At 29.6% G+C, this 21881-nt stretch carries 27 protein-coding genes; 16 read left to right on the forward strand and 11 right to left on the reverse strand.

The genetic code is table 11. The annotated features are described in order from the left end of the window. The first annotated feature begins 76 nt into the window (after window positions 1-76). Genes AC8GER_RS01265 through AC8GER_RS01285 form a run of 5 tightly spaced genes read left to right on the forward strand, consistent with a single transcriptional unit; the run spans window position 77 to window position 4694 of the window. Window positions 77-1636 carry a 2-isopropylmalate synthase gene (locus tag AC8GER_RS01265; RefSeq protein ID WP_506598169.1) on the forward strand — a complete coding sequence of 520 codons (1560 nt, stop codon included), beginning with the start codon at window positions 77-79 and terminating at the stop codon, window positions 1634-1636. Between the two features lie 15 nt (window positions 1637-1651). Beyond that, window positions 1652-2683: a rod shape-determining protein gene (locus AC8GER_RS01270; protein ID WP_506598170.1), complete on the forward strand. Its 1032-nt coding sequence runs from the start codon at window positions 1652-1654 to the stop codon at window positions 2681-2683. A gap of 19 nt (window positions 2684-2702) precedes the next feature. After that, window positions 2703-3563, forward strand: coding sequence for a rod shape-determining protein MreC (gene mreC / locus AC8GER_RS01275; RefSeq protein ID WP_506598171.1), 861 nt, complete (start codon window positions 2703-2705; stop codon window positions 3561-3563). After that, window positions 3563-4048: a hypothetical protein gene (locus AC8GER_RS01280; protein WP_506598172.1), complete on the forward strand. Its 486-nt coding sequence runs from the start codon at window positions 3563-3565 to the stop codon at window positions 4046-4048. Before mreC ends, AC8GER_RS01280 begins: the two co-directional genes overlap by 1 nt. Window positions 4049-4055: 7 nt before the next feature. Next, window positions 4056-4694: a ubiquinone biosynthesis protein COQ9 gene (locus AC8GER_RS01285; protein ID WP_506598173.1), complete on the forward strand. Its 639-nt coding sequence runs from the start codon at window positions 4056-4058 to the stop codon at window positions 4692-4694. On the opposite strand, the gene AC8GER_RS01290 is transcribed toward AC8GER_RS01285, so the two are convergent. The 11 genes from AC8GER_RS01290 to tkt form a co-directional block, all read right to left on the reverse strand. After that, window positions 4691-5734, reverse strand: coding sequence for a 5-(carboxyamino)imidazole ribonucleotide synthase (locus AC8GER_RS01290; RefSeq protein WP_506598174.1), 1044 nt, complete (start codon window positions 5732-5734; stop codon window positions 4691-4693). The genes AC8GER_RS01285 and AC8GER_RS01290 overlap by 4 nt on opposite strands. Further along, on the reverse strand, window positions 5731-6231 hold the full coding sequence (gene purE / locus AC8GER_RS01295; RefSeq protein ID WP_506598175.1) for a 5-(carboxyamino)imidazole ribonucleotide mutase: 501 nt from the start codon (window positions 6229-6231) through the stop codon (window positions 5731-5733). Before purE ends, AC8GER_RS01290 begins: the two co-directional genes overlap by 4 nt. 23 nt (window positions 6232-6254) lie before the next feature. Next, entirely contained in the window at window positions 6255-6824 is a 570-nt protein-coding gene (locus tag AC8GER_RS01300) for a cell cycle transcriptional regulator TrcR (protein WP_029167479.1), read from the reverse strand. A gap of 6 nt (window positions 6825-6830) precedes the next feature. Next, window positions 6831-7064: a 50S ribosomal protein L31 gene (rpmE, locus tag AC8GER_RS01305; protein ID WP_017969737.1), complete on the reverse strand. Its 234-nt coding sequence runs from the start codon at window positions 7062-7064 to the stop codon at window positions 6831-6833. Window positions 7065-7131: 67 nt separating this feature from the next. Further along, complete coding sequence (locus tag AC8GER_RS01310) at window positions 7132-8298, reverse strand: MFS transporter (RefSeq protein WP_506598176.1); 1167 nt, start codon at window positions 8296-8298, stop codon at window positions 7132-7134. Between the two features lie 8 nt (window positions 8299-8306). Continuing rightward, window positions 8307-9089: an inositol monophosphatase family protein gene (locus AC8GER_RS01315; RefSeq protein ID WP_506598177.1), complete on the reverse strand. Its 783-nt coding sequence runs from the start codon at window positions 9087-9089 to the stop codon at window positions 8307-8309. After that, window positions 9089-9652: an elongation factor P gene (gene efp, locus AC8GER_RS01320; RefSeq protein WP_029167482.1), complete on the reverse strand. Its 564-nt coding sequence runs from the start codon at window positions 9650-9652 to the stop codon at window positions 9089-9091. The genes AC8GER_RS01315 and efp overlap by 1 nt, the downstream gene beginning before the upstream one ends. 21 nt (window positions 9653-9673) lie before the next feature. Beyond that, the gene (gene thiE / locus AC8GER_RS01325) at window positions 9674-10288 is read right to left on the reverse strand and encodes a thiamine phosphate synthase (protein ID WP_506598178.1); all 615 of its coding nucleotides are present in this window, start codon (window positions 10286-10288) and stop codon (window positions 9674-9676) included. A 4-nt stretch (window positions 10289-10292) separates the two neighbouring features. Continuing rightward, the gene (locus AC8GER_RS01330; protein WP_506598179.1) at window positions 10293-11309 is read right to left on the reverse strand and encodes a class I fructose-bisphosphate aldolase; all 1017 of its coding nucleotides are present in this window, start codon (window positions 11307-11309) and stop codon (window positions 10293-10295) included. Window positions 11310-11336: 27 nt separating this feature from the next. After that, complete coding sequence (locus AC8GER_RS01335) at window positions 11337-12524, reverse strand: phosphoglycerate kinase (RefSeq protein WP_506598180.1); 1188 nt, start codon at window positions 12522-12524, stop codon at window positions 11337-11339. A gap of 12 nt (window positions 12525-12536) precedes the next feature. Further along, window positions 12537-14519, reverse strand: coding sequence for a transketolase (gene tkt, locus AC8GER_RS01340; protein WP_506598181.1), 1983 nt, complete (start codon window positions 14517-14519; stop codon window positions 12537-12539). Window positions 14520-14594: 75 nt separating this feature from the next. Between tkt and AC8GER_RS01345 the strand changes: the two genes are divergently transcribed. From AC8GER_RS01345 to tolB, 11 genes are all read left to right on the forward strand, one after another. Beyond that, window positions 14595-15119 (forward strand): hypothetical protein, encoded by a 525-nt coding sequence (locus tag AC8GER_RS01345; protein ID WP_506598182.1) that lies wholly within the window; start codon window positions 14595-14597, stop codon window positions 15117-15119. Beyond that, complete coding sequence (locus tag AC8GER_RS01350; RefSeq protein WP_029167488.1) at window positions 15113-15541, forward strand: cell division protein ZapA; 429 nt, start codon at window positions 15113-15115, stop codon at window positions 15539-15541. Before AC8GER_RS01345 ends, AC8GER_RS01350 begins: the two co-directional genes overlap by 7 nt. 5 nt (window positions 15542-15546) lie before the next feature. Continuing rightward, complete coding sequence (locus tag AC8GER_RS01355) at window positions 15547-16098, forward strand: 5-formyltetrahydrofolate cyclo-ligase (RefSeq protein ID WP_506598183.1); 552 nt, start codon at window positions 15547-15549, stop codon at window positions 16096-16098. Continuing rightward, window positions 16095-16904, forward strand: a complete 810-nt coding sequence (locus AC8GER_RS01360; RefSeq protein ID WP_506598184.1) for a TIGR00282 family metallophosphoesterase — start codon at window positions 16095-16097, stop codon at window positions 16902-16904. Before AC8GER_RS01355 ends, AC8GER_RS01360 begins: the two co-directional genes overlap by 4 nt. Before the next feature lie 4 nt (window positions 16905-16908). Beyond that, on the forward strand, window positions 16909-17652 hold the full coding sequence (locus AC8GER_RS01365; protein ID WP_029167491.1) for a YebC/PmpR family DNA-binding transcriptional regulator: 744 nt from the start codon (window positions 16909-16911) through the stop codon (window positions 17650-17652). Between the two features lie 4 nt (window positions 17653-17656). Then, complete coding sequence (locus AC8GER_RS01370) at window positions 17657-18154, forward strand: RuvC family protein (RefSeq protein WP_017970836.1); 498 nt, start codon at window positions 17657-17659, stop codon at window positions 18152-18154. Continuing rightward, window positions 18147-18560 carry a YbgC/FadM family acyl-CoA thioesterase gene (locus AC8GER_RS01375; RefSeq protein WP_506598185.1) on the forward strand — a complete coding sequence of 138 codons (414 nt, stop codon included), beginning with the start codon at window positions 18147-18149 and terminating at the stop codon, window positions 18558-18560. The genes AC8GER_RS01370 and AC8GER_RS01375 overlap by 8 nt, the downstream gene beginning before the upstream one ends. An 84-nt stretch (window positions 18561-18644) precedes the next feature. Then, window positions 18645-19292 (forward strand): protein TolQ, encoded by a 648-nt coding sequence (gene tolQ, locus AC8GER_RS01380; protein WP_029167493.1) that lies wholly within the window; start codon window positions 18645-18647, stop codon window positions 19290-19292. Next, window positions 19293-19727: a protein TolR gene (tolR, locus tag AC8GER_RS01385; RefSeq protein ID WP_029167494.1), complete on the forward strand. Its 435-nt coding sequence runs from the start codon at window positions 19293-19295 to the stop codon at window positions 19725-19727. Between the two features lie 4 nt (window positions 19728-19731). Next, entirely contained in the window at window positions 19732-20538 is an 807-nt protein-coding gene (gene tolA, locus AC8GER_RS01390; RefSeq protein ID WP_029167495.1) for a cell envelope integrity protein TolA, read from the forward strand. Window position 20539: 1 nt separating this feature from the next. Next, entirely contained in the window at window positions 20540-21880 is a 1341-nt protein-coding gene (gene tolB, locus AC8GER_RS01395) for a Tol-Pal system beta propeller repeat protein TolB (RefSeq protein WP_506598186.1), read from the forward strand. The last annotated feature ends 1 nt before the right edge of the window (window position 21881 follow it).

Here is a 21881-nt window from a genome sequence, read left to right on the forward strand (position 1 = left end):
TAGTTTAAAATCGACCAAATATTGAAAAATATTTATCAGTAGATTTTTAATTTTAGCTAAATTAAGTTTAGAAAATATGGCAAAAAGTAATAATCAAATCATCATTTTTGACACTACATTAAGAGATGGGGAGCAGTCTCCAGGAGCCTCAATGAGTCTTGAAGAAAAGATTCAAATCGCAAGAGCATTTGAAGATTTAGGAGTTGACGTTATGGAAGCTGGATTTCCAGCTGCTTCTAACGGTGATTTCGAGGCCGTATCAGAAATTGCAAAAATTTTAAAAAAAACTATTCCTTGTGGATTAGCCAGAGCAGTCAAAGCAGATATTGAAAGATGTAAAGATGCGTTAAAATATGCAAAACGTTTCAGAATTCATACCTTTCTTTCAACTTCTCCTTTGCATATGAAGCATAAATTAAAAAAAACTCCAAAAGAAGTTTTGGAATTAATTAAAGATAGCGTTACTTTAGCGAGAAGATTTACAGATGATGTTGAATGGTCACCAGAAGATGGCACCAGAACTGCGCCTGATTTTTTATGCAAAACAGTAGAGCTTGCAATCAAATGTGGAGCAAGAACAATTAATATTCCAGATACTGTTGGTTATACAATTCCAGATGAATATTTTAAAACAATTAAATTATTATTTGATAAAGTTCCAAATATAGACAAGGCAATTGTTTCAACTCATTGTCATAATGATCTTGGACTTGCAGTTGCAAATTCTTTAGCTGGGGTAAAAGCTGGAGCGCGACAAATTGAATGTACGATTAATGGTATTGGCGAAAGAGCAGGAAATGCAGCTTTAGAAGAAATTGTAATGGCAATGAAAACACGAAGTGATTTGATGCCTTATAAAACAAATATTAATACAAAAAAAATTAGTAGCTGTTCAAAATTAGTTGCAAATGTAACGGGCTTCCCAGTTCAATTTAATAAAGCAATTGTTGGAAAAAATGCTTTTGCGCATGAGTCGGGAATTCATCAGGACGGGATGTTAAAAAATAAAAAAACTTATGAGATTATGACTCCAGAAAGTGTTGGAGTTACAAAATCTTCTTTAGTTATGGGTAAACATTCCGGTAGAAATGCATTCAAGGATAAAGCCGCCGAATTAGGTTATCCAGATTTAACTGATGAATTAATAAATAATGCTTTTAAAAAATTTAAGGATTTAGCAGATAAAAAAAAACACGTCTTTGATGAAGATATTATTGCATTAATCGATGATGATTTAATGAAGCATAATAATGCTATTAGTTTATCCTCATTAGAAGTTATTGCTGGAACTAAAGGACCACAAAAAGCAAAAATTGAACTTATGATTTATGACGAAATTAAAAAAACCGAGTCAGAAGGAGATGGTCCTGTGGACGCGATATTTAAAGCAATAAAAAAAATCTACCCACATAATGTTAATCTTCAGCTTTACCAAGTACAAGCGGTAACAGAAGGAACTGATGCGCAAGCAACAGTGAGTGTAAGAATTGAAGAAAAAGGCAAGATTTCTGTAGGTCAGGCCGCAGACACGGATACTCTTGTTGCTTCGGCAAAAGCGTATATAAATGCACTAAATAAATTAATTATTAAGAGAAAAAGAACTGCACCAAGCCCAGACTTGAGTGCCTCTGCTTAATTAAGAAAGAAAAAAATGTTTGATAAATTATTCGGATTTTGGTCGACAGATATGGCGATCGATTTAGGAACAGCAAACACTTTAGTTTATGTTCGTGGAAAAGGAATTGTACTAAATGAACCATCTGTTGTTGCAGTGATATCTCGAAACGGACGAAATGAAGTTTTGGCTGTTGGTGAAGAAGCAAAACAAATGTTAGGACGTACACCTGGAAATATTACAGCGATTAGACCTATGAAAGATGGAGTGATTGCAGATTTCATAGTTACAGAGGAAATGATCAAACACTTTATTAGAAAAATTCATAAACGAAATGCTTTTGCAAACCCTAGAATTATTATTTGCGTTCCAACTGGATCGACGCCAGTTGAAAGAAGAGCTATTCAAGAAGCCGGTTATGCAGCTGGAGCAAGAAAAGTACAACTTATAGAAGAACCGGTGGCAGCGGCTATTGGTGCAGGACTTCCAATTTCAGAGCCTCAAGCATCTATGATTGTTGATATTGGAGGAGGAACTACTGAAATCGCAGTCATGTCATTAGGCGGAATTGTTTACTCTCATTCTTTAAGAGTCGCTGGTGATGCAATGGATAGTGCAATTATTAGTTTTATGAAGAAAAAATTTAATTTACTAATTGGAGATTCAACAGCAGAGAGAATTAAAAAAGAAATTGGATCTGCAATCCCAACAGGTTCTGAAAAAACTTTTTTAATGAAAGGAAGAGACATCAGAACGGGAACACCAAAAGAAGTTATTTTAACAGAAAAAGATACCGCTGAGGCTTTAGAAGGGGTAGTTAATCAAATTGTCAATGCCGTTAAACATGCTTTAGAAAATACTCCACCAGAATTATCTTCAGATTTAGTTGATTCTGGAATGGTTCTAGCAGGTGGTGGTGCATATTTAAAAAATCTAGATAAACTTATTAAAAAAGAAACAGGATTACCAGTTACTATTGCAGAGGATGCATTATCATGTGTTGCGATTGGAACAGGTAAGGCTTTAGAGCAAGAAGGAATATTTTCTTCTATGCTAACTTCATATTAAAAAGTTATATTAATCTAATATGAGTCAAAATCGGCTTGCAAGAAGCTCAACTCCAGGCGTATCAGCATTACAAAAAACGATTAGTAAAAAATTTCTTCTTCCTACTTATCTTATAATTTCTTTTTTATTCTTATTTTCAGAAAAAAGTGATTTTAAAGCTATTAGATTTTTAAAAGCTTTAATAAATGATGGAATTACTTACAGTATTTATGTAGTTAATACTCCAGTTAAGCTTGTTTCTAACCTTGGTAGCTCAGCCAGACAATACTTTAATTTTAATATTGTTTTAGAAAATAAAAAACTCAAAGACGAAATCGAACAATTAAATGCAGAAAAACGAGAATTGCAATTTTTTAAAAATGAAAATGATAATTTAAAAAGAGTTTTAGGAATTAAGAATAGAGATGACTATATATCTGTTTATGCAAAAATAATTCATGAAGACACAAATGAATTTGCTAAAAATTTAATTTTAACAATAGGATCTAATGAGGGCGCACAATTAGGACAAGCCATTGTAAGAAATAATGTTTATCTTGGAAAAATTTCAGAAGTTAATTTGTTCAGCTCAAAAGCTATGGTGATCACGGATCTTAATAGTAGAATTCCTGTAGTCATTCCATCAAGAGGAGTTAATGCAATTTTAAAAGGCAATGGTCTTGGAGGGGCGCAATTACTTTTTCTTCCTCAAAATGCTGTTTTTGAAAATAACGATCAAATTTATACCTCTGGTTCAGATGGGATTATTAAGGAAGGTTTATACGTTGGAAAAATAATTACTGACAATAAAAAGGATATTAAAAAAAGAAAGTATTCTGTTGATCTTGGTTTTAAGGAGCATCAATTGAATTATGTTTCAATTTTGAAGGTTAAAAAATAATGAACTCTTATGTAGAAAAAATTAAATTTTATTCGGCGCACATTATTTTTACGCTTATTTGCATTAATGATAGTATTTTTATAAATACTTGGATTGCGCCAGGGCCAATTATAAATATTAAATATATATTAGTTTTTTACATTTCTTTTTTTGATAAAGGACGTTTTTCAATTACTTTTCTATTTTTTGTAGGATTAATTTTTGACTCACTACAAGGAATGCCTTTTGGAATGACACCAATTTGTTTTATTCTTTTAAGTAAATTAGCTTCTTATCTAAAACAAAGAAGAACGCAGACAAATTTTCAAAATGAATTTATAGCTTTTGCTATATCATTATTGGTTACACAAATTGTATCAGTCATTATCATAAGTTATTTTTCTCAAGCTCCTTTTGAATATTTATTATTAGCCATTAATATAATCGTAAGTCTTATTTTTTACCCAGTTATAAGAACTTTTCTCAAAGTATTTTATTATTATTAAATTTTTAATGTCTGATTTTACTAAGTTACAAAAAAATAAAATTTTAAATCATTTATATAAAAATTTTAAAAAAATAGATTTTGATAATATTGATCAAGATATTTTTTTTAAAAAAATAGGTGATTTAGATTTTTTTGATAAAAAAGAATTATTACTTAAAATTAGTAGTTTGTTTTTTGAGGATTTAGATGAAAGATTTTTGAACGAAGTTAAATCCAAGGTTAATAAAATTACTAAAACTAATGAAAAAATATCTTTTTTATTAAATAAAAGATTGCAGATAGAAAAAAAGAATAAAGATTTATTTAAGAAAATTTTTATTCACTTAATCAAAGACAATAACTCAAATAAAGTTCTAACTTACATATATTCTGTTTCTGATATTATGTGGAAGCATGCCAATGATCGTTCAGTAGATTTTAATTTTTATACAAAAAGATTAATATTATCCTCAGTGTATTTAAAAATTTTGATATTGAGTTTTTATAAAGATAATTTGACACCGAAAGATCTTAATGAAGAAATTTCAAAATCATTGGAACATGTAAAATTAATATCTCAATTTAAAATCAAATTAGATTTTTTTAAAAATTTAAAAGAATTTTTTAGTTTTTTTTCTATACAAAAAGCAGGTCGTGGTTATTAAAATATTTTAGTTAGATGACCCATTTTTCTTTTATCTTCAATCTCTTTTTTTCCATAATCGTAAAAGAATTCATTACCGATAGTTTCTTTTGATCTGTATTTTTTAATATCATGGCCTAGAATATTAAACATGATTGCTTTATGAATTCTTTTAGGTTTTTTTAATTTAAGATTACATACTGCTCTTATATGATTATCAAATTGACTTACATTATGTGCGTTCATTGTTAAATGCCCAGAATTGTGAACTCTTGGAGCTATTTCATTTACTAATAATTCATTTTTTTTTGTCACAAAAAATTCAACGCACATAGTTCCGATATAATTTAATTTATCTGCAATTTTTTTTGCAATTTGTTTTGCTTGATTATTTAATTTTGGACTAATGTTTGCTGGAATATGAGATTTCTGTAGTATTTGATTTTTATGAAGATTCTCGAAAGCATCATATGAAACACTTTTTGTTTTGTATCTGCTTATAACAATAGAAATTTCTTTTTTAAAATCAATTAATTTTTCAATTATGTATTCTTTATTTTTAAAAGAATATTTTAAAAAACTTTTCTTATTTTTAAAAAATATTTGGCCTTTACCATCATATCCAAGTCGTATTGTTTTTACTAATGCTGGAAAAATATTATTATTTAATTTTTTTTTATTAACTTTTTTTAAATAATGGAATTCAGTTGTTTTTATTCCTATTGAATTTAAAAAGGTTTTTTCTTTTAATCTATCCTGAAGAATTTTTATTATAGAAGGTTTTGGAGTGACATTGATTTTTTTTTCAATATAATCAAGTGTTTTAAAAGGAATATTTTCAAATTCAAAAGTTGCAAAATCAATATTTTTTATAAAAAAGTCTAATTTTTTTTTATCCTCGTAATTTGAAATGATAAAATTATCACAATAATAGATAGCAGGAGAGTCAGCGCTGTCAGTAAATACAAATGTTTTAATATTAAGTTTTTTTGCAGACTGAACTAAGAATTTTCCTAATTGACCACCCCCAAATATTCCAAGGGTAAAGGTTTTTTTCTTCATTTCTTAGGACTATGCTTTACTGATAAAGTTTGTTTGTTTCTCCATATTCTTAAGTTGTTTGCAATTTTTTTATCATTAAGACTTAAGATTGAAGCGGCATACAGTGCAGCATTTTTTGCTCCTGTTTCTCCGATAGCAACAGTTCCAACTGGAATCCCAAAAGGCATTTGAACAATTGACAATAAACTATCTAACCCTTTTAAAGATTTTGTTTCCATAGGAACACCAATAACGGGTAAGTCCGTTATCGCTGCAACCATTCCAGGTAAATGAGCAGAGCCACCAGCTCCAGCAATAATTACTGAAATTTTATTTTTTTTTGCAGATTTAGCGAATTCTACTAGCCTCATAGGAGTTCTGTGAGCTGACACGATTTTTACGTTGTATTTAATTTTTAATTTTTTTAAGATCTCTGCAGATTTTTTAAGAGAGCTCCAATCTGATTTGCTACCCATAATTATAGAAACAATAGATTTATTTTTTAGATTAAAAGACATATTTAGTTATAAAATAAGTTAAATTACTTATTGGCTTCTAGTTTCAATTTCGCTTTTTTTAGATTCTCAACTTTTCTATTAGCTTTTTCTACTGCTTTTTGTAGATCACTTTGAGTGCATAAGTTTAAAGCTACAGGATCTTTAGGTGATATGTTTGAAGTGTTCCAATGTTTTCTACTTTTAACAGATTCCACAGTATTTTTTGTAGTACCAACAAGTTTTGAAATTTGTCCCTCAGATACTTGTGGGTAATTTTTAATCAACCAAGCAATTGCGTCTGGTCTATCCTGCCTCTTTGAAAGAGGTGTATATTTTGGACCAACAACAGTTTTGATTTCGTAATCTAATACTTTTTTATTTATCGATAATGACTTGTTAGGATCTTTACTGCATTCTTCGATTTCTTCTCTTGTTAACTGATTTGCAAGTATTGGATTGTATGCTTTTATTCCAACAGCAACATCACCATCTGCTATTCCTTTAATTTCTAATTCATGAAGTTGACAAAAATCTGCAATTTGTTTGAAAGTAAGACTTGTGTTCTCAAGCAACCATACCGCCGTAGCTTTTGGCATTAAGGGTTTGTCTAGCATAGATATTTATTTTTTAGGTGTTTTAATTGTAAGATTTTCAAATTTTTTATTAAATTTACTTATTCTTCCTTTATCAATAATTTTTTGCGAACCACCTGTCCAAGCAGGATGAGATATTGGATCAATATCTAATTTCATAACGTCGTTTTCTTTCCCCCAAGTCGACAAAGTTTCAAACTGACTTCCATCAGTCATTACAACTTTTATCTTATGTGTTTTTGGGTGTATTTTTTCTTTCATAATTTTAGAAGAAAGTTTTTATAACAAAATTAGATAAATAGACAACACTTCTTAGTGAATAAAGTCCTTATTTGCTAACTTTTTTAATCAAAGATAAATACAGTATTATTGCAAGAACAAGAATTGTTGAGTTTACATAAAAAGGCATGTCTTTGCCAAAAAATAAAAATAAAATACCAGCCGTTGGCTGACCAATAAATCTAGAGATCGATTGAGCAGAATAAGCAGCACCCAAAGCAAAACCTCTTTCATTTTTAGAACATTTTTTAGAAACCAAACTATTCAAACAAGGATTTGTTACACCAATTCCATAACATAAAAAAAATATTGCAACTGGTACCAAATAAATATTAGAGGTTGGAATTAACAAAAAACCAAAGATTAAAAATAAAATTCCACTTTTTATTAATTGCGATTCATTAAAAAATTTTAATAATACTCTTAAAATAAATCCTTGTACCAAAATCTGACTTAAGCCAGCATACAGCATAACTATTCCAACTTCTTTTGGACCCCATGTAAAAGTTTCCTTTATCCAGATCGCAAATATTCCCTCCATTCCAGAGAATCCAAAATAAACTATGAATATAATTAAAAAGAATGGAAGTAATAATTTTTTTTTCATTAATTTAAATTGTAAATAAATTTTACTAAAAGAATTTTTTATTGAAAAATTATTGAAAGATTTTTTAGATTCTTTTAAAAAAAAAGTTACAAATAATAAATTAAAAATGTTAATTGCACATGCAATCCAAGCAACATTTGCAAGCGTCATAATAGTAAAATTAGACCCAGCAACTAATCCACCAAGCAATGGACCCGCTGTAAATCCTAAACCAAAGGCAACACCGAACAAACCCATTCCTTTAGCACGGTTTTTCTTAGTGGTAATATCTGCGATATAAGCAGTTCCTACAGATACATTATTTTTAAATAAACCTGCAATAATTCTTGATAAAAATATCATTAATAAACTTCCACTAATTGCCAAAATTATATTAGCTAAAATTTCTGCAAAACAATTTAAGATGATAAGTGGTTTTCTACCAAATCTATCTGATAAACTTCCCCAAAACGGAGATGTAAAGAATTGAAAAAATGAAAATGATCCAAAAATTATTGTTATTAAAAGAATATTACCTCCATACTCATGAATTAGAAAAGGTAAAGTTGAGATTAAAACTCCACTAAAAGCAAGAACATCAAGAAATAAAAAAATTAGGATTTTTAACATTTAAGAATTTATGCAAGCAATGCAATAAGGTCTTTATCTATTTTTGAATTTGTAGCTAACAGATTTCCATCTTCAATATATTTGTCTCCACCTTTAAAATCAGTTACTGTACCACCTGCTTCTTTAACAATTACAATTCCAGCAGCAACATCCCAGTAATTTAAGTTTCTTTCCCATACCGCATCACATCTTCCGCTAGCAAGATAAGCAAGATCCAGCGCTGAGCTACCAAATTTCCTAGTCGCAGCAACTCTTCTGTTGACAGATTCATACTCTTTAAAAAATATTTCTTTATTTTTATAAGAAAGAATAGGTCCTCCAGTAAGAAGAACGCATTCATCAATATTTTTTCTTGATGAAACGCGAATTCTTGAATTATTTAAATAAGCACCTTTGCCTTTTTCAGCATAAAACATTTCATTAGTTATAGGATTAAAGATCATGCCACATATAATTTCTTTATTTTTTTCTAGCCCTATGGAGATTGCAAAATAAGGGATGCCATGTAAAAAATTTGTCGTTCCATCGATTGGATCAATAATCCATCTAAATTCAGTGTTTTTTCCAGATGAGCCACTTTCTTCAGCTAGAAATGAATAATCTGGTCTAGCAAGAGATAGTTCGTTTATAATTATCTTTTCAGTTCTCTTGTCTGAATTTGTAACAAAATCTCCAGGACCTTTTTTTGATACTTGTAATTTTTCAACTTCGCCAAAATCACGAATTAGGAGTTTAGATGCTTTTTTACAAGCCTTCTCCATAATGTTTAGATTTGCCGATAATAAAGGCATTAGCTAACTTTTTTTAAATACTCTTGAGTTTCAGTATCAACAATTATCTTATCACCCTGATCTATAAATGGAGGGACCATTATTTTAACACCGTTTTGGATAATAGCTGGTTTAAAAGAGCTGGAAGCAGTTTGTCCTTTAACAACAGAGTCTGTTTCAAGAATTTCATATTCTACAGATCTAGGCAAAATAACACTTAATGGTTTTTCTTGATAAAATTCAATAATAACTTCTAAATTTTCTTTTAATAATTTCTCGCAATTTTCAACAAGTGTTTTGTTGATTGAAATTTGTTCAAAATTTTCACTATCCATAAAAAAGAATTCATCGTTTGCTGAATATAAAAATTGAAATTTTTTTTCTTCTAGACTTGCCTTTTCCACTGTTTCGTCTGCTCTAAATCTTTCATTTAATTTTGTGCCTTTAGTAATGCTTTTAAGCTCTACTTGATTGTGTGATCGAAGGTTTCCACGATTTGACGTTTGGTTTTTAAGGCACTTCCAAAGATCATTTTTATATTCAATGATATTACCAACTCTGATATCTGATCCTAAAATTTTCATATTTATTCTGAGAACGTATATCTATTTTTTAAACATGTTTACAGCAGTTAATGGATTTTTCATGCCACTTTTCCATATACTAGCTGAACAAGCTATATAATTTGCACCAGCATTTAATATTTTTTTATAATTATTTTGATTAATTCCTCCTATGGCAACAATAGGTTTTTTAATATTCTTTCTGGCCCATCTAATTAAACTCAATTTGGCTCTGTACTTTACTTTCTTAGTTTTTGTTGGATAAAAAGCACCAAAAGCTACATAACTTGCTTTATTAGTAAAAGCTTTAGAAGCAAGTATTTTAGAGTTGTGACAAGTTATTCCAATAATTGAATTTTTTTTTAATATTTTTTTTGCAAAGTTAATAGACATGTCTTGCTGACCAAGATGACAGCCGTCAGCTTTTAATATTTTTGCAATGTAAGGATCGTCATTTATAATAAAATTAACTTTATATTTTCTAGTAAGTTTTATAATTTTTTTTCCAAGCGACATAATTTTTTCTCTTTTTTGATTCTTAATTCTAAGTTGAAAAAATTTTATAATATTACTTGTGAAAACAAGTTCTAATTTTTTAAGAAATATTTTATGATTAGTAATTTTTTCAGGAGAAATTAAGTAAAGAAATTTACTCAATAAACTAAGCCGCTCTTTTTTCTAAATCTAATTTCCACTTACCAAGTGAGGCAAGACTATTCATCTCAGATCTTGCATCAAATACAGCTTGCACGATAGTTTTGTCATTAATATTTTTTGCCCAAGTTTTTAATGCACTTTGCTGCAGAGCTCTACCGTAGGAAAATGTAAATGCAAATTTTGTATCATTAATTTTATTAATAGAATTTAGGTTTTCAGTTGCTTCAAGTTCACTTTGTCCGCCTGAAAGAAAAGCTATTCCAGGAACTTCTTTTGGAACATTTCTTTTTATACAATCAAGGGTTTTTTCAGCAACCTCATTAGTTATATTTTTTTTTCCAGATTCAGAACCATTTAATATCATGTTTGGTTTTAACACTATTCCTTTCAAATTTACTTTATGAATAGCTAGCTGATTAAAACATTCATTTAATACTGCAGTAGTTACGTCGTAGCATTTTTTAATATCATGATTACCATCCATTAAAACTTCGGGCTCAACAATTGGAACCATATTTGCTTCTTGAACAATGGCTGCGTATCTCGCTAGAGCGTGCGCGTTTGCAACTATAGAAGTTTTTGATGGATAGATATTTGATATGTCGTAAACAGCTCTCCATTTAGTAAATCTCGCACCTAATTTATAATATTCAATTAATCTTTCTTTAAGATCATCCAGTCCTTCAGTAATTTTTTCATCATTTGACAGAGCAAGTGGTTTCACTCCTTTATCAACTTTAATTCCAGGAATAATTTCTTGGTCACTCAATAATTTCGAAATAGTTTTACCATTAGAAGCAGTTTGCTTTATTGTTTCGTCAAACAAGATTATCCCACTTATAAAATCTTTAATTTTTTTTGATGTAAAAAGAGCTTCTCGAAAATTTAATCTATTGTCTTCTGTAGAGGGAATTTTTACAGAATCTAACCTTTTAGTCATTGTGCTGTTGCTTTCGTCAGCAGCTAAAATTCCTTTGCCTTTTTGTACCATTGCAAGAGCAATAGACTCGATACTGTTCATAGTACTAATCTTTTAGTTATTTAAAAATTATTTTTCAAGGACTTTTAGTCCTGGAAGTATTTTCCCTTCAAGCCATTCTAAAAAAGCACCACCTGCAGTTGAGATGTAGCTAAATCCATCTTCAGCTTTTGCTTTTTTGATTGCTGCTGCAGTATCGCCGCCACCAGCTATGGAAATTAATAATTTTTTTTGAGTATTTATTTTAATTAATTTTGCGACTTCGTTACTTCCGTTAGCAAAAAAGTCTTTTTCAAAAAATCCTAGCGGACCATTCCATAGCAAGGTTTTTGATAGATTAATAATTTCACTAATATTTTTTATAGTATCAACACCAATATCAAAAATAATATCACCAGATTCTATCTCAGATAAACTTTTATTTTTACCAGCAGTACTTTCATTAATCGAAACAACAACATCGTTAGGAATTATTAATTTGCAGTTATTTTCATTAGCCGCAGAAATAATTTGCTTTATAGTTTCTTCCTTATTGGGCTCAAATAAGGATTTTCCAATCTCAAAATTGTTGTATTTTATAAAATTATTAGCCATTGCTCCACCAATAATCATAAAATCTACTTTTTTGATTAAGTTAGAAATTAAATCAATTTTTGTAGATATTTTTGATCCACCAATAATACAAGTAACAGGCTTGTTTGATTTATTAAAAATTTTTTCTAAAGAATTTAATTCATTAACAATTGTTTCCCCGGCGTAAGATTTAATAAATTTAGTTATTCCAGTTACAGAAGCGTGAGCTCGATGAGAGCATGAAAACGCTTCATTTATATAAATATCTGCAAGACTTGCTAATTGTTTAGCAAATTCAGGATCATTTTTTTCTTCTTCTTTATAGAACCTAATATTTTCTAGAAGAAACAATTCTTTATCTGATTGTCTTATATTGTTTTTAGTCTCTTTGTTTAAATAATTATTTAAAAAAACTATGTTTTTTTTAAAAATATTTTCTAATTTATTTTTAACCTGATCTAAAGACAGTCCTTGTTTGCCATTTTTTTGAGGTCTTCCTAAATGAGAGCATAAAATAATTTTAGTTTTTTTAGATAACAACTTATTAATAATATCTTTCATATTAACGATTTTTGTATCGTCAATTACTTTTCCGTCTTTTATTGGAATATTAAAATCTACTCTTAAAAAAATAATTTTATCTTTAATATCTTCGTTGCTTGAAAGCGTATTTAGATTGTTCATGAATAAGGTTGATTATTTATAATTTTTCTTGATTTCAGAGGTAATATTTTCAGGAGTAAGACCAAAATGTTTATATATTTGCTTGTAAGGAGCACTTTTTCCGAATGAATTAATGCCAAAAGAAATCCCATTAGACGTATATTTTTCCCAACCCATTGTAACCCCGGCTTCGATAGTTACTCTAAAAGAGTTTTTTCCTAAAATTTTATTTTTATATTCTTGAGATTGTTTTTCAAATAATTCTAAACAAGGCATAGAAATAACTTTTGATTCTATATTTTGCTCATGTAATTTTTTTTGAACGTCCAAGGCAATCTCTACTTCCGATCCAGTCGCAATTATTGTTAGATTACAATTATCTTTTTTTGAGTCACTTATTATGTAACCGCCGTATTGAGTTAAATTTTCTTTAGATTCTTTTTTTCTTACCATTGGTAAATCTTGTCTTGTAAGAGCAAGAACGCTAGGAGTGGAATTTGATTTCAAAGCCAATTCCCAAGCCTCCAAAGTTTCTATTGAGTCAGCTGGTCTAAATACATTTAAATTTGGAATTGATCTTAAACTAAGGAGCTGTTCTATTGGTTGATGTGTTGGACCATCTTCTCCAAGGCCGATAGAGTCATGTGTTAATACATATATAACTCTTTGTTTCATTAAAGCGGCCAATCTAATTGAAGGCTTGCAATAATCTGAGAATATTAAAAATGTTCCACCATAAGGAATGGTGCTTTGATCTAGAGCTAAACCATTCATTACACCGCACATACCATGCTCTCTTATTCCATAGTGAATGTATGTCCCGTTAAAATTATTGGCTTTAATTATTTTTTGTGACGATGATTTTGTATTGTTCGAACCAGTTAAATCTGCAGAACCTCCTATAAGCTCTGGAATAAATGTTGTAATTGCTTCAAGGCATGCCTCTGACGATTTTCTTGTAGCTGTCGGTTTTGAGTTTTCAAAAAATTTATCTTTAATTTGAGCAATTTTATCATTAAAATTTTTTGGTAAGCTACCAGACTTAATTCTTAAAAGTTCTTCTTTTTTATTTTTCTCTAATTTATCAAAATTATTTTTCCAATTTTCTTCATGTTTTTTTCCGCTAATAATCAATTTTCTCCATTCTTTTAAAATATTTTCAGGCACTTCAAATGGTAGTGATGACCATTTCAATTTTTTTCTAACCAACTCAATTTCAGTTCCTCCCAAAGGACTTCCATGAACAGACGCTGTATTACTTTTGTTTGGAGAGCCATAACCAATAATAGTTTTGCAAGATATGACAGTCGGTTTTTTTGCTGTTTGCGCTTTATTAATGGCTTTTGAAATTTGATTATGATCATGACCATTAATTTCAATTAAATCCCAATTATAAGAAGCAAATCTTTTTTTATAATCATCAGAAATACTAAGATTTGTATTTCCATCTATAGAAATAGAGTTGTTATCAAAAAATAATATTAAGTTTTTAAGCTTTAGATGTCCGGCAAGACTCATCGCTTCATGACTAATGCCTTCCATCAAACAACCGTCGCCTGCAATAACATAAGTTTTGTGATTACAAACTTTATCACCAAATTTTTCTCTATTAATTTCCTCAGCTAAAGCAAAACCAACGGCATTAGCTATACCTTGACCTAAAGGACCAGTAGTTGTTTCTATTCCAGAATCTTTTTCATACTCAGGATGCCCAGCACAAATAGAATTTAATTGTCTAAAATTTTTAATATCTTCAATATTAATAGTTTTGTAGCCGGACAAATATAAAGCAGAGTAAAGTAACATCGATCCATGACCTGCCGATAAAACAAATCTATCTCGATTAAACCAAGAAGGATTATGAGGATTAAACTTTAAAAATTTATTAAAAAGAATCGTTGTTACATCAGCCATGCCCATAGGCATACCAGGGTGACCTGAATTTGCTTTTTGAACTGCGTCAATTGACAGAAATCTTATTGCATTAGCTAGATCTGAGTAATTATTTTTTGCCATGAAACATAGATAGACTTGGATTGCAGGAATTATTATTATGTTTAAGATGCAAATTAAACAATTTTTTTCAGTTTAATGAATTTAAAAAATAAAGAAACACAGCTATTCGAAACTTTAAATAAACTAGATTCAATCGCAGATTTAATTAAAAACTCTAAGGAAGAAAGCAGTTATCTAAAAAAGCTAAGCTCTCAATTAGAAAAAGAAAAAGATGAACTGCATCTAAAGTCAAAAAATTTAGAAGTAGAAAAAGACAGTATTATTCATGAGTTAAAAGTTTTTGAACAAAAACTAAATAATCAAGACTCAGGAAATCAGGAATTATTAAATAAAATTGATTTAATAGAAAAAGAAAATCAAACCATAAATGATCAATTACATAAAATGGAAGTTGAATTAGAAGAGTCTAGATATAAGATTACAGAAACTGAAAGTATTAATAAAAATTTAAAAGAAGAAGTAAATTCTGTACAAAATGAATTACAGTCAACAAAAGAACAGTTAGAAGAAATATTAAAAAACAAAAAAATGTTTGTAAAAAAAATTGACGAATTAAGCCAAGAGACAGATGCAATGTTAGGAGAATTTGAAAAATGGTAAACGTTACTGTTAAATTTAATAATCGAGATTATATCCTCTCTTGCGAAGATGGACAGGAGCAGGAGTTAGAAAAATTATCCCTACATTTAAATGAGAAATTTGAACAACTTAAAAATGACCTTGGAAATATTGGCGAAAGCAAACTCTTATTAATTAGTTCAATACAAGTTATTGACGAGATGTTTACTATTAAAGAATCTATAGAAAAACTTAAAAACCATAATAAAACTTTACTTGAAAAATTTAAAGAAATTAAAAGTTTATCAATTTTATATAAAGAAGATAAAGAGAGAGAGATTCAGAATATTCAATCTGAATTACAGGAACTCAAAAGCAAAATATCGGATAATGAGCAAAATTATTCGGAGTCTTTAGAAAAAGTTTCAAATTCAATAAATAATTTTCTAGAAAAGATTAATTAATTTTAATGAAAGAAAAGTTAAGGAAGTATTTTTTTTCCTTAAGAAAAAAAAAATATTTTAACTTAAAAGAAAAAGATTTTAGCCCCTTACTCTTAGAGATTGCGAGATATAAGAACAGTACTGTAGGCACTTATTATTCTATAAACTTTGAATTAGACTTAAAAATTTTAAATACATTATTATTTAAAGAAGGACTCTCATTATCGCTACCATTTATTCATAAATATAATAAATTGATGGAGTTTAAAGAATGGAATTCGAAGGATGTTTTGCAATTAAATAAATATGGAATACCACAAACTTTTATAGATTCTAAAACTTTAGTACCCGATATTTTTTTAGTTCCACTGTTAGCTTTTGATAAATATGGTAATAGGCTCGGCTATGGATCTGGATATTATGATAAATATTTTAACATGTTAAATAAAGCTAAAAAAAAATTTAGAACAATCGGAATTGGTTTTTCATTTCAAAAAAAAGATAAACTAAAAACATTAAAAACAGATTTTTGTTTGGATGCTGTTTTCACAGAAAAAGGTTTTTTAAATATTCAATGAATTTTTTATTTTTAGGAGACATCGTAGGCAGATCCGGTAGGGATATAGTTTTATCTGAATTACCAAAAGTAAAAGCTAATGAAGAAATAGATTTTGTTATTGTGAATGGAGAAAATGCAGCGGGTGGCTATGGAATTACAAAAAAGATATGCAATGAATTATTTTCAGTTGGCGTTGATGTAATTACCTCAGGAAATCATATTTGGGATCAAAAAGAGACAGCAGATTTTATATCCGAGGAAAAAAGATTATTAAGACCATTAAATTTTATGCAAGGCACTCCAGGATCAGGTTGTGAAATTTATTCTTTAAAAAATAATAAAAAAGTTGCTGTAATTAATATTATGGGAAATATTTATATGAAAAAAACAGATGATGTTTTCAATTGTATTGCTCTGAAATTACAATCATTAAAATTAGGCAAAGAAGCAGACTTTATTATTGTGGATATTCATGCCGAAATAACTAGTGAAAAAGTAGCAATGGGTCATTATCTTGATGGTCAGGTAACATTAGTTGTTGGAACGCACAGTCACGTTCCTACTTTTGATTTTAGAATTCTAAATCATGGAACAGCATATCAAACTGATGCCGGCATGTGTGGTGATTATGATTCAGTTATAGGAATGAATAAAGATGCAGCTTTAAAAAAATTTTTAAAACAGCCAAATTTAGAACGTTTGTCTCCAGCATTAGGTAAAGGAACATTATCCGGAATTAAGGTTATTGCTGATGAAAAAACGGGCCTTGCAAAGGATATAAAACCCATCACAATTGGCGCTCATTTTAATCAAAGATCATTTTAATAGCATGGCAGGTCATTCGCATTTTAAAAATATGATGCACAGAAAAGGACGTGCTGACAAAATACGTTCCAAACTGTTTACTAAACTTTCAAGAGAAATAACTGTTTCAGCAAAACTTGGAACGCCGGATCCGGAGATGAACCCAAGATTGAGAGCTGCGGTTCAAGCAGCAAGAGCAGCAAATATGCCCAAAGATAATATTGAAAGAGCCATTAAAAAATCTCAAGGTAATATCGATAATAGTTATGAATTTTCAAGATATGAGGGCTTTGGCCCAGGCAGAACGGGAGTTATTATAGAAGTGTTAACTGATAATAAAAATCGTTCAGTATCAAATATTAGAACAATATTTCAAAAATTTGGAGGAACCTTAGGCGAGACAGGATCTGTTAGTTATCAATTTGAACAGATAGGGCAAATCAAGATAAAGAAAGAGTTAATGAATACAAACGATGCTTTAGAAATCGCTATTAATTCAGGAGCAGAAGATTGTGTTACAACAGATCTTCATCATGAAATTAATTGTAAGAAAGAAGAATTTAATTCTGTTAGAGAGCAAATAGAGAAAAAAATTAAAGATTTAAGTTTTGCTGGTTTAATTTGGAATCCTCTTAGCAAAGTTAATTTGGATAAAGAAGCGTTTACTAAAGTTGTAAATTTTTTAGAGCAAATAGAAGATGATGACGATGTTCAAAATGTTTTTACTAATTTTGAAGTTGATGAAAAATTATTAGAAGGAGCGAATTAAAAAATTGTTAGTTTTTTCTATTGACCCTGGAGTAAGTGGAGCAATTTGTGTTTTTAAAAATAAAGATATTTTAGAAATATATGATGTTCCAACAATGGTTGATGGAAAAAAAAATAAAAGACAAATTAATTCAGCTCAGGTCACCCACATCTTTAAAAGTTTTTTACATGAAAGTGATAAAGTTTCGGTAATAGTCGAACAAGTGAATGCTATGCCAGGGCAGGGAGTGACTAGCATGTTTAATTTTGGACAGTCTTTTGGAATTATTAAGGGAATATGTGCGGCATTAAGTTTTCCAATATACTTTGTAAGACCCGCAAAGTGGAAGAAGCATTTTAATTTGATTGGATCAGTTAAAGATGCAAGTAGAACAAAGGTAATAGAAATTTATCCAACTATATCCCCAAAATTAGCTAGAAAAAAAGATTCTAATAAAGCGGATGCCATTTTAATCGGAAAGTATTTTATAGATAATTATAAAAACGATAGTTTTCATGGCTAGCGTATTAAAAAAATTTATCTACCAAACTAAAGTCTATTACGAAGATACTGACGCCGGTGGAATAGTTTATTACGCGAATTATTTAAAGTATTTTGAAAGAGCGAGAACTGAACTTATCTATTCTCTTGGTTATAATCATAAAGAATTAAATGATAAGTTTGATATCAAAATTGTTGTTCATAAATTTAGCATTACTTATAAAAAACCTCTATTTTTTGAAGATAAAATTATTGTTGAGAGCTTTGTAAGAAACGTATCAAACTTAAGAATTGAGATGTCGCAAAACGTTCTAAGAGATAAAGAAGTTTTAGCTGAGGCGATAGTTGAACTGGTGACCATTGACAATACCGGAAAACCAAAAATAATTCCTGAGGATTTAAAGGTAAAATTAAGCTCCTGCATATAACAAAGAACTAGATCTTTGTTGCGAAGACAAATAAATGACAAGTTTTAAAAATACAAAACAACTAAACAAAACAAAATAAAATATATGAATTTTGCAGCAAGTAATTTTTCTTTTTTCTCATTATTTTTAAAAGCGGATTTTGTAGTTAAATTTGTAATTATTATTTTAATTGCAGCTTCAATTTATTCTTGGGCAATCATAATCGAGAAATATAAGTTATTTAAAAAAATTAACGGTTCATCTTCATTTTTTGAAGATCAGTTTTGGTCCTCAAAGTCAGCTGACAGTTTATATAAGAAATTAGAAGGCTATAATGAAGACCCTATGGCCAATGTATTTAAAGCAGGCATGGATTTTATGATAAAAAATAAATCTAGATCTGCATCAACCCAAGAAAGAGTTTTACAAGCCTTGAGCGGCTCAATAGACAAAGAGATGGAAGTTGTAGAAAAAAAATTAACTTTTTTAGCAACTGTTGGGTCAACAGCTCCTTTTATTGGTTTATTCGGAACTGTATGGGGAATTATGAATTCGTTTCAATCTATAGCTATTTCAAAAAATACAAGTCTTGCAATCGTAGCTCCTGGTATAGCAGAGGCATTATTTGCAACAGCGTTAGGATTGCTAGCAGCGATACCAGCAGTTGTTGCTTATAATAAGTTTACTAGTGACTCTAGAAGATATTCAACTCGTTTAGAAAATTTTAGCCAATCATTTATTTCTATTACATAAATGGCTTTTAAAATTCAGAACAATAGATCTCGAAAACGAGAACCTATGAGTGAGATAAATGTTACGCCCTTTGTGGATGTAATGTTGGTTTTATTAATTATTTTTATGGTCACAGCACCGATGTTAACAGCTGGTGTATCAGTTAATTTGCCTGACAGTTCTGCAAATTCATTGCCTGATGATAAAGAGCCATTGACTCTTAGTATTAATGCAAAAGGAGAGACTTTTATTCAAGAAACACAAGTTGAAACGAGCCAATTGGTTCCTAAAATTTTAGCAATGTCAAAAAATAGAACTGATACTAGAATTTATGTAAGAGGTGATAAGGCAATTGATTATGGAAGAGTTATGGAAGTAATGGGATTGCTTTCAAGAGCGGGTTTTACGAAAGTTGCTTTAATTTCAGGACCAGCACTTTCTAAAAGCAAAAAATAATGTCATGCAAAAGAGCCTTAAGATTTCTTTTATAGCTCACACAGTTATTCTTATTATTAGTAGCATAACCCTACCTTTCTTAATGGGAAGAGTGCAGGCACCTTTAGTTATGTCCGTAGATCTTGTTCAGATTGGGGAAAGAACAAATATACCTTACGCTCCCAAAGTTTCTGATGGTGCAAAAACTGACAAAAAAATTAAAGATAGAGTTGTAACGGAACAAGCACCACCAAAAATTGTTCCAAAAGAAAAACCAGATGCTGTACCTTTGCCAGAAAACATAAAACAAATTAAAGAATTATTAGAAAAAAGACAAAACCCAGTTAAAGTTGAAGACTTAACAAAACAAACATCTGAATTTGAGAAAAAAGAGATTTTTGACCCTAATAAGATTTCTGCACTTATAGACAAGTCCAAAAAAGACAATGCAGAAGCTAATAATAAGCCAAGTTTAGAAGCTACCCAAAGTCAACAAAAAAATGTTGTTACTTCTAAACTTACAATAACTCAGGAAGATGCGATTAAAGCTCAAATATTTAAATGCTGGAATATACCAATCGGACTTCCGTATAATGAAAATTTAACTGTTAGAATAAAAATCAAACTTAATCCCGATGGTTCATTAGTAAGTAGCGAGATTTTAGATTTAGCAAGAATGAATACAGCTGGACAAACTTATTATAAGATATTAGCAGAGAGTGCATTGAGGGCCGTTAAGTTGTGCAATCCTCTAAAAGTACCATCAACTGGTTACGAAAAGTGGAAAGAAATGCAATTAAACTTTGACGCTAAAGAAATGTTAAAGGGGTAATATGAAATATAAAATTTTTACAATTTTTGCATTATTTTTTATTTTAACAACAAAGTCATTTGCGCTTGTTTCGGTTGATATAACAAGGGGAAATTTAGATCCTTTACCAACAGCTATTTCTGATTTTTATTTAGATTCTAAATTAGGTGATAACATAAAAAATTTAAAACTTGAGAGTAAAATTCCTGAACTTATACAAAATAATCTTTCAAGATCAGGTTTGTTTTTTGCATTAGAGAAAAAATCTTTTATTCAAAGACCAGAACCAGCCCATAACAAACCAAGATTTGAAGATTGGGCTTTTATAAAAACCCAAGTTCTTGTTACAGGAAAAATTTCGTTAGAAAAAGAAGGCAGACTTAGGGTTGAATTTAAATTATGGGACGTTGTATCAGCAACGGAATTATCAGCTTTAGCTTTTTATACTACGCCTGATAATTGGAGAAGAGTATCTCATATGATCTCAGATAAAATTTACGAAAGGTTAACGGGAGAGAAAGGTTATTTTGATTCTAGAATAATTTATGTCTCTGAAACTGGACCAAAAGTAGATAAAAAAAAAAGATTAGCAGTAATGGATCAGGATGGTTATGGAGTAAAATATTTAACACTAGGCAATGAATTAGTTTTAACTCCTCGATTTAGCCCCACAAGTCAGCACGTAACTTATATGTCCTATTTTAAAAATTTACCTAGAGTTTATTTATTAAATATTGAAACAGGAATTCAAGATTTAGTTGGAGATTTTCCAGGAATGACTTTTGCTCCACGTTTTTCTCCTGATGGAAAAAAGATAATTATGAGTTTTGCGCAGGAAGGTAACTCTGATATTTATACAATGGATATTAAAACAAGAGTTGTTGAAAAATTAACAGATCATCCTTCAATAGATACTTCGCCTTCTTACTCTCCAGACGGTTCTTCCATTACATTTAATTCTGACCGTAGTGGATTCCAACAAATCTACACAATGAAAAGTGATGGCACGAATGTAAAAAGAATATCCTTCGGTGAGGGACTTTATGGAACACCAGTTTGGTCACCAAGAGGTGATTTAATAGCTTTTACTAAATTATATAGAAATAAATTTTATATTGGAGTTATGAGATCCGATGGTTCTGGTGAAAGATTATTGACTGAAAACTATTATCAAGAAGCACCATCTTGGGCGCCAAATGGAAGGGTTCTTGTATTTTATAGAGAGACGGCCTCTGATAACAGCGGAAGAGGAGGTGGGGCAAAATTATGGTCTATTGATTTAACAGGTTATAATGAGAGATTAATTCAAACTCCAACGGATGCTTCAGACCCATCTTGGTCAGGATTATTATCTGGAAAATAGA

It is taken from the genome of Fontibacterium abundans (SeqCode) (genome assembly GCF_965235095.1).
In the GTDB taxonomy this organism is placed as follows: Bacteria; Pseudomonadota; Alphaproteobacteria; order Pelagibacterales; family Pelagibacteraceae; genus Fontibacterium; species Fontibacterium abundans.

Excerpts from the sequence above, each read along its gene's own strand:
- AC8GER_RS01330 (WP_506598179.1), bottom strand. The coding sequence starts at position 11,309 with ATGAACAGTATCGAGTCTATTGCTCTTGCAATGGTACAAAAAGGCAAA.
- AC8GER_RS01310 (WP_506598176.1), bottom strand. The coding sequence starts at position 8,298 with ATGTTAAAAATCCTAATTTTTTTATTTCTTGATGTTCTTGCTTTTAGT.
- AC8GER_RS01300 (WP_029167479.1), bottom strand. The coding sequence starts at position 6,824 with ATGCTAGACAAACCCTTAATGCCAAAAGCTACGGCGGTATGGTTGCTT.
- AC8GER_RS01335 (WP_506598180.1), bottom strand. The coding sequence starts at position 12,524 with ATGAACAATCTAAATACGCTTTCAAGCAACGAAGATATTAAAGATAAA.
- tolR (WP_029167494.1), top strand. The coding sequence starts at position 19,293 with ATGGCTTTTAAAATTCAGAACAATAGATCTCGAAAACGAGAACCTATG.
- AC8GER_RS01355 (WP_506598183.1), top strand. The coding sequence starts at position 15,547 with ATGAAAGAAAAGTTAAGGAAGTATTTTTTTTCCTTAAGAAAAAAAAAA.
- AC8GER_RS01265 (WP_506598169.1), top strand. The coding sequence starts at position 77 with ATGGCAAAAAGTAATAATCAAATCATCATTTTTGACACTACATTAAGA.
- mreC (WP_506598171.1), top strand. The coding sequence starts at position 2,703 with ATGAGTCAAAATCGGCTTGCAAGAAGCTCAACTCCAGGCGTATCAGCA.
- efp (WP_029167482.1), bottom strand. The coding sequence starts at position 9,652 with ATGAAAATTTTAGGATCAGATATCAGAGTTGGTAATATCATTGAATAT.
- AC8GER_RS01285 (WP_506598173.1), top strand. The coding sequence starts at position 4,056 with ATGTCTGATTTTACTAAGTTACAAAAAAATAAAATTTTAAATCATTTA.
- tkt (WP_506598181.1), bottom strand. The coding sequence starts at position 14,519 with ATGGCAAAAAATAATTACTCAGATCTAGCTAATGCAATAAGATTTCTG.
- purE (WP_506598175.1), bottom strand. The coding sequence starts at position 6,231 with ATGTCTTTTAATCTAAAAAATAAATCTATTGTTTCTATAATTATGGGT.
- tolQ (WP_029167493.1), top strand. The coding sequence starts at position 18,645 with ATGAATTTTGCAGCAAGTAATTTTTCTTTTTTCTCATTATTTTTAAAA.
- tolB (WP_506598186.1), top strand. The coding sequence starts at position 20,540 with ATGAAATATAAAATTTTTACAATTTTTGCATTATTTTTTATTTTAACA.
- AC8GER_RS01345 (WP_506598182.1), top strand. The coding sequence starts at position 14,595 with ATGAATTTAAAAAATAAAGAAACACAGCTATTCGAAACTTTAAATAAA.
- AC8GER_RS01365 (WP_029167491.1), top strand. The coding sequence starts at position 16,909 with ATGGCAGGTCATTCGCATTTTAAAAATATGATGCACAGAAAAGGACGT.
- AC8GER_RS01360 (WP_506598184.1), top strand. The coding sequence starts at position 16,095 with ATGAATTTTTTATTTTTAGGAGACATCGTAGGCAGATCCGGTAGGGAT.
- rpmE (WP_017969737.1), bottom strand. The coding sequence starts at position 7,064 with ATGAAAGAAAAAATACACCCAAAAACACATAAGATAAAAGTTGTAATG.
- tolA (WP_029167495.1), top strand. The coding sequence starts at position 19,732 with ATGCAAAAGAGCCTTAAGATTTCTTTTATAGCTCACACAGTTATTCTT.
- AC8GER_RS01315 (WP_506598177.1), bottom strand. The coding sequence starts at position 9,089 with ATGCCTTTATTATCGGCAAATCTAAACATTATGGAGAAGGCTTGTAAA.
- AC8GER_RS01290 (WP_506598174.1), bottom strand. The coding sequence starts at position 5,734 with ATGAAGAAAAAAACCTTTACCCTTGGAATATTTGGGGGTGGTCAATTA.
- AC8GER_RS01280 (WP_506598172.1), top strand. The coding sequence starts at position 3,563 with ATGAACTCTTATGTAGAAAAAATTAAATTTTATTCGGCGCACATTATT.
- AC8GER_RS01375 (WP_506598185.1), top strand. The coding sequence starts at position 18,147 with ATGGCTAGCGTATTAAAAAAATTTATCTACCAAACTAAAGTCTATTAC.
- AC8GER_RS01350 (WP_029167488.1), top strand. The coding sequence starts at position 15,113 with ATGGTAAACGTTACTGTTAAATTTAATAATCGAGATTATATCCTCTCT.
- AC8GER_RS01270 (WP_506598170.1), top strand. The coding sequence starts at position 1,652 with ATGTTTGATAAATTATTCGGATTTTGGTCGACAGATATGGCGATCGAT.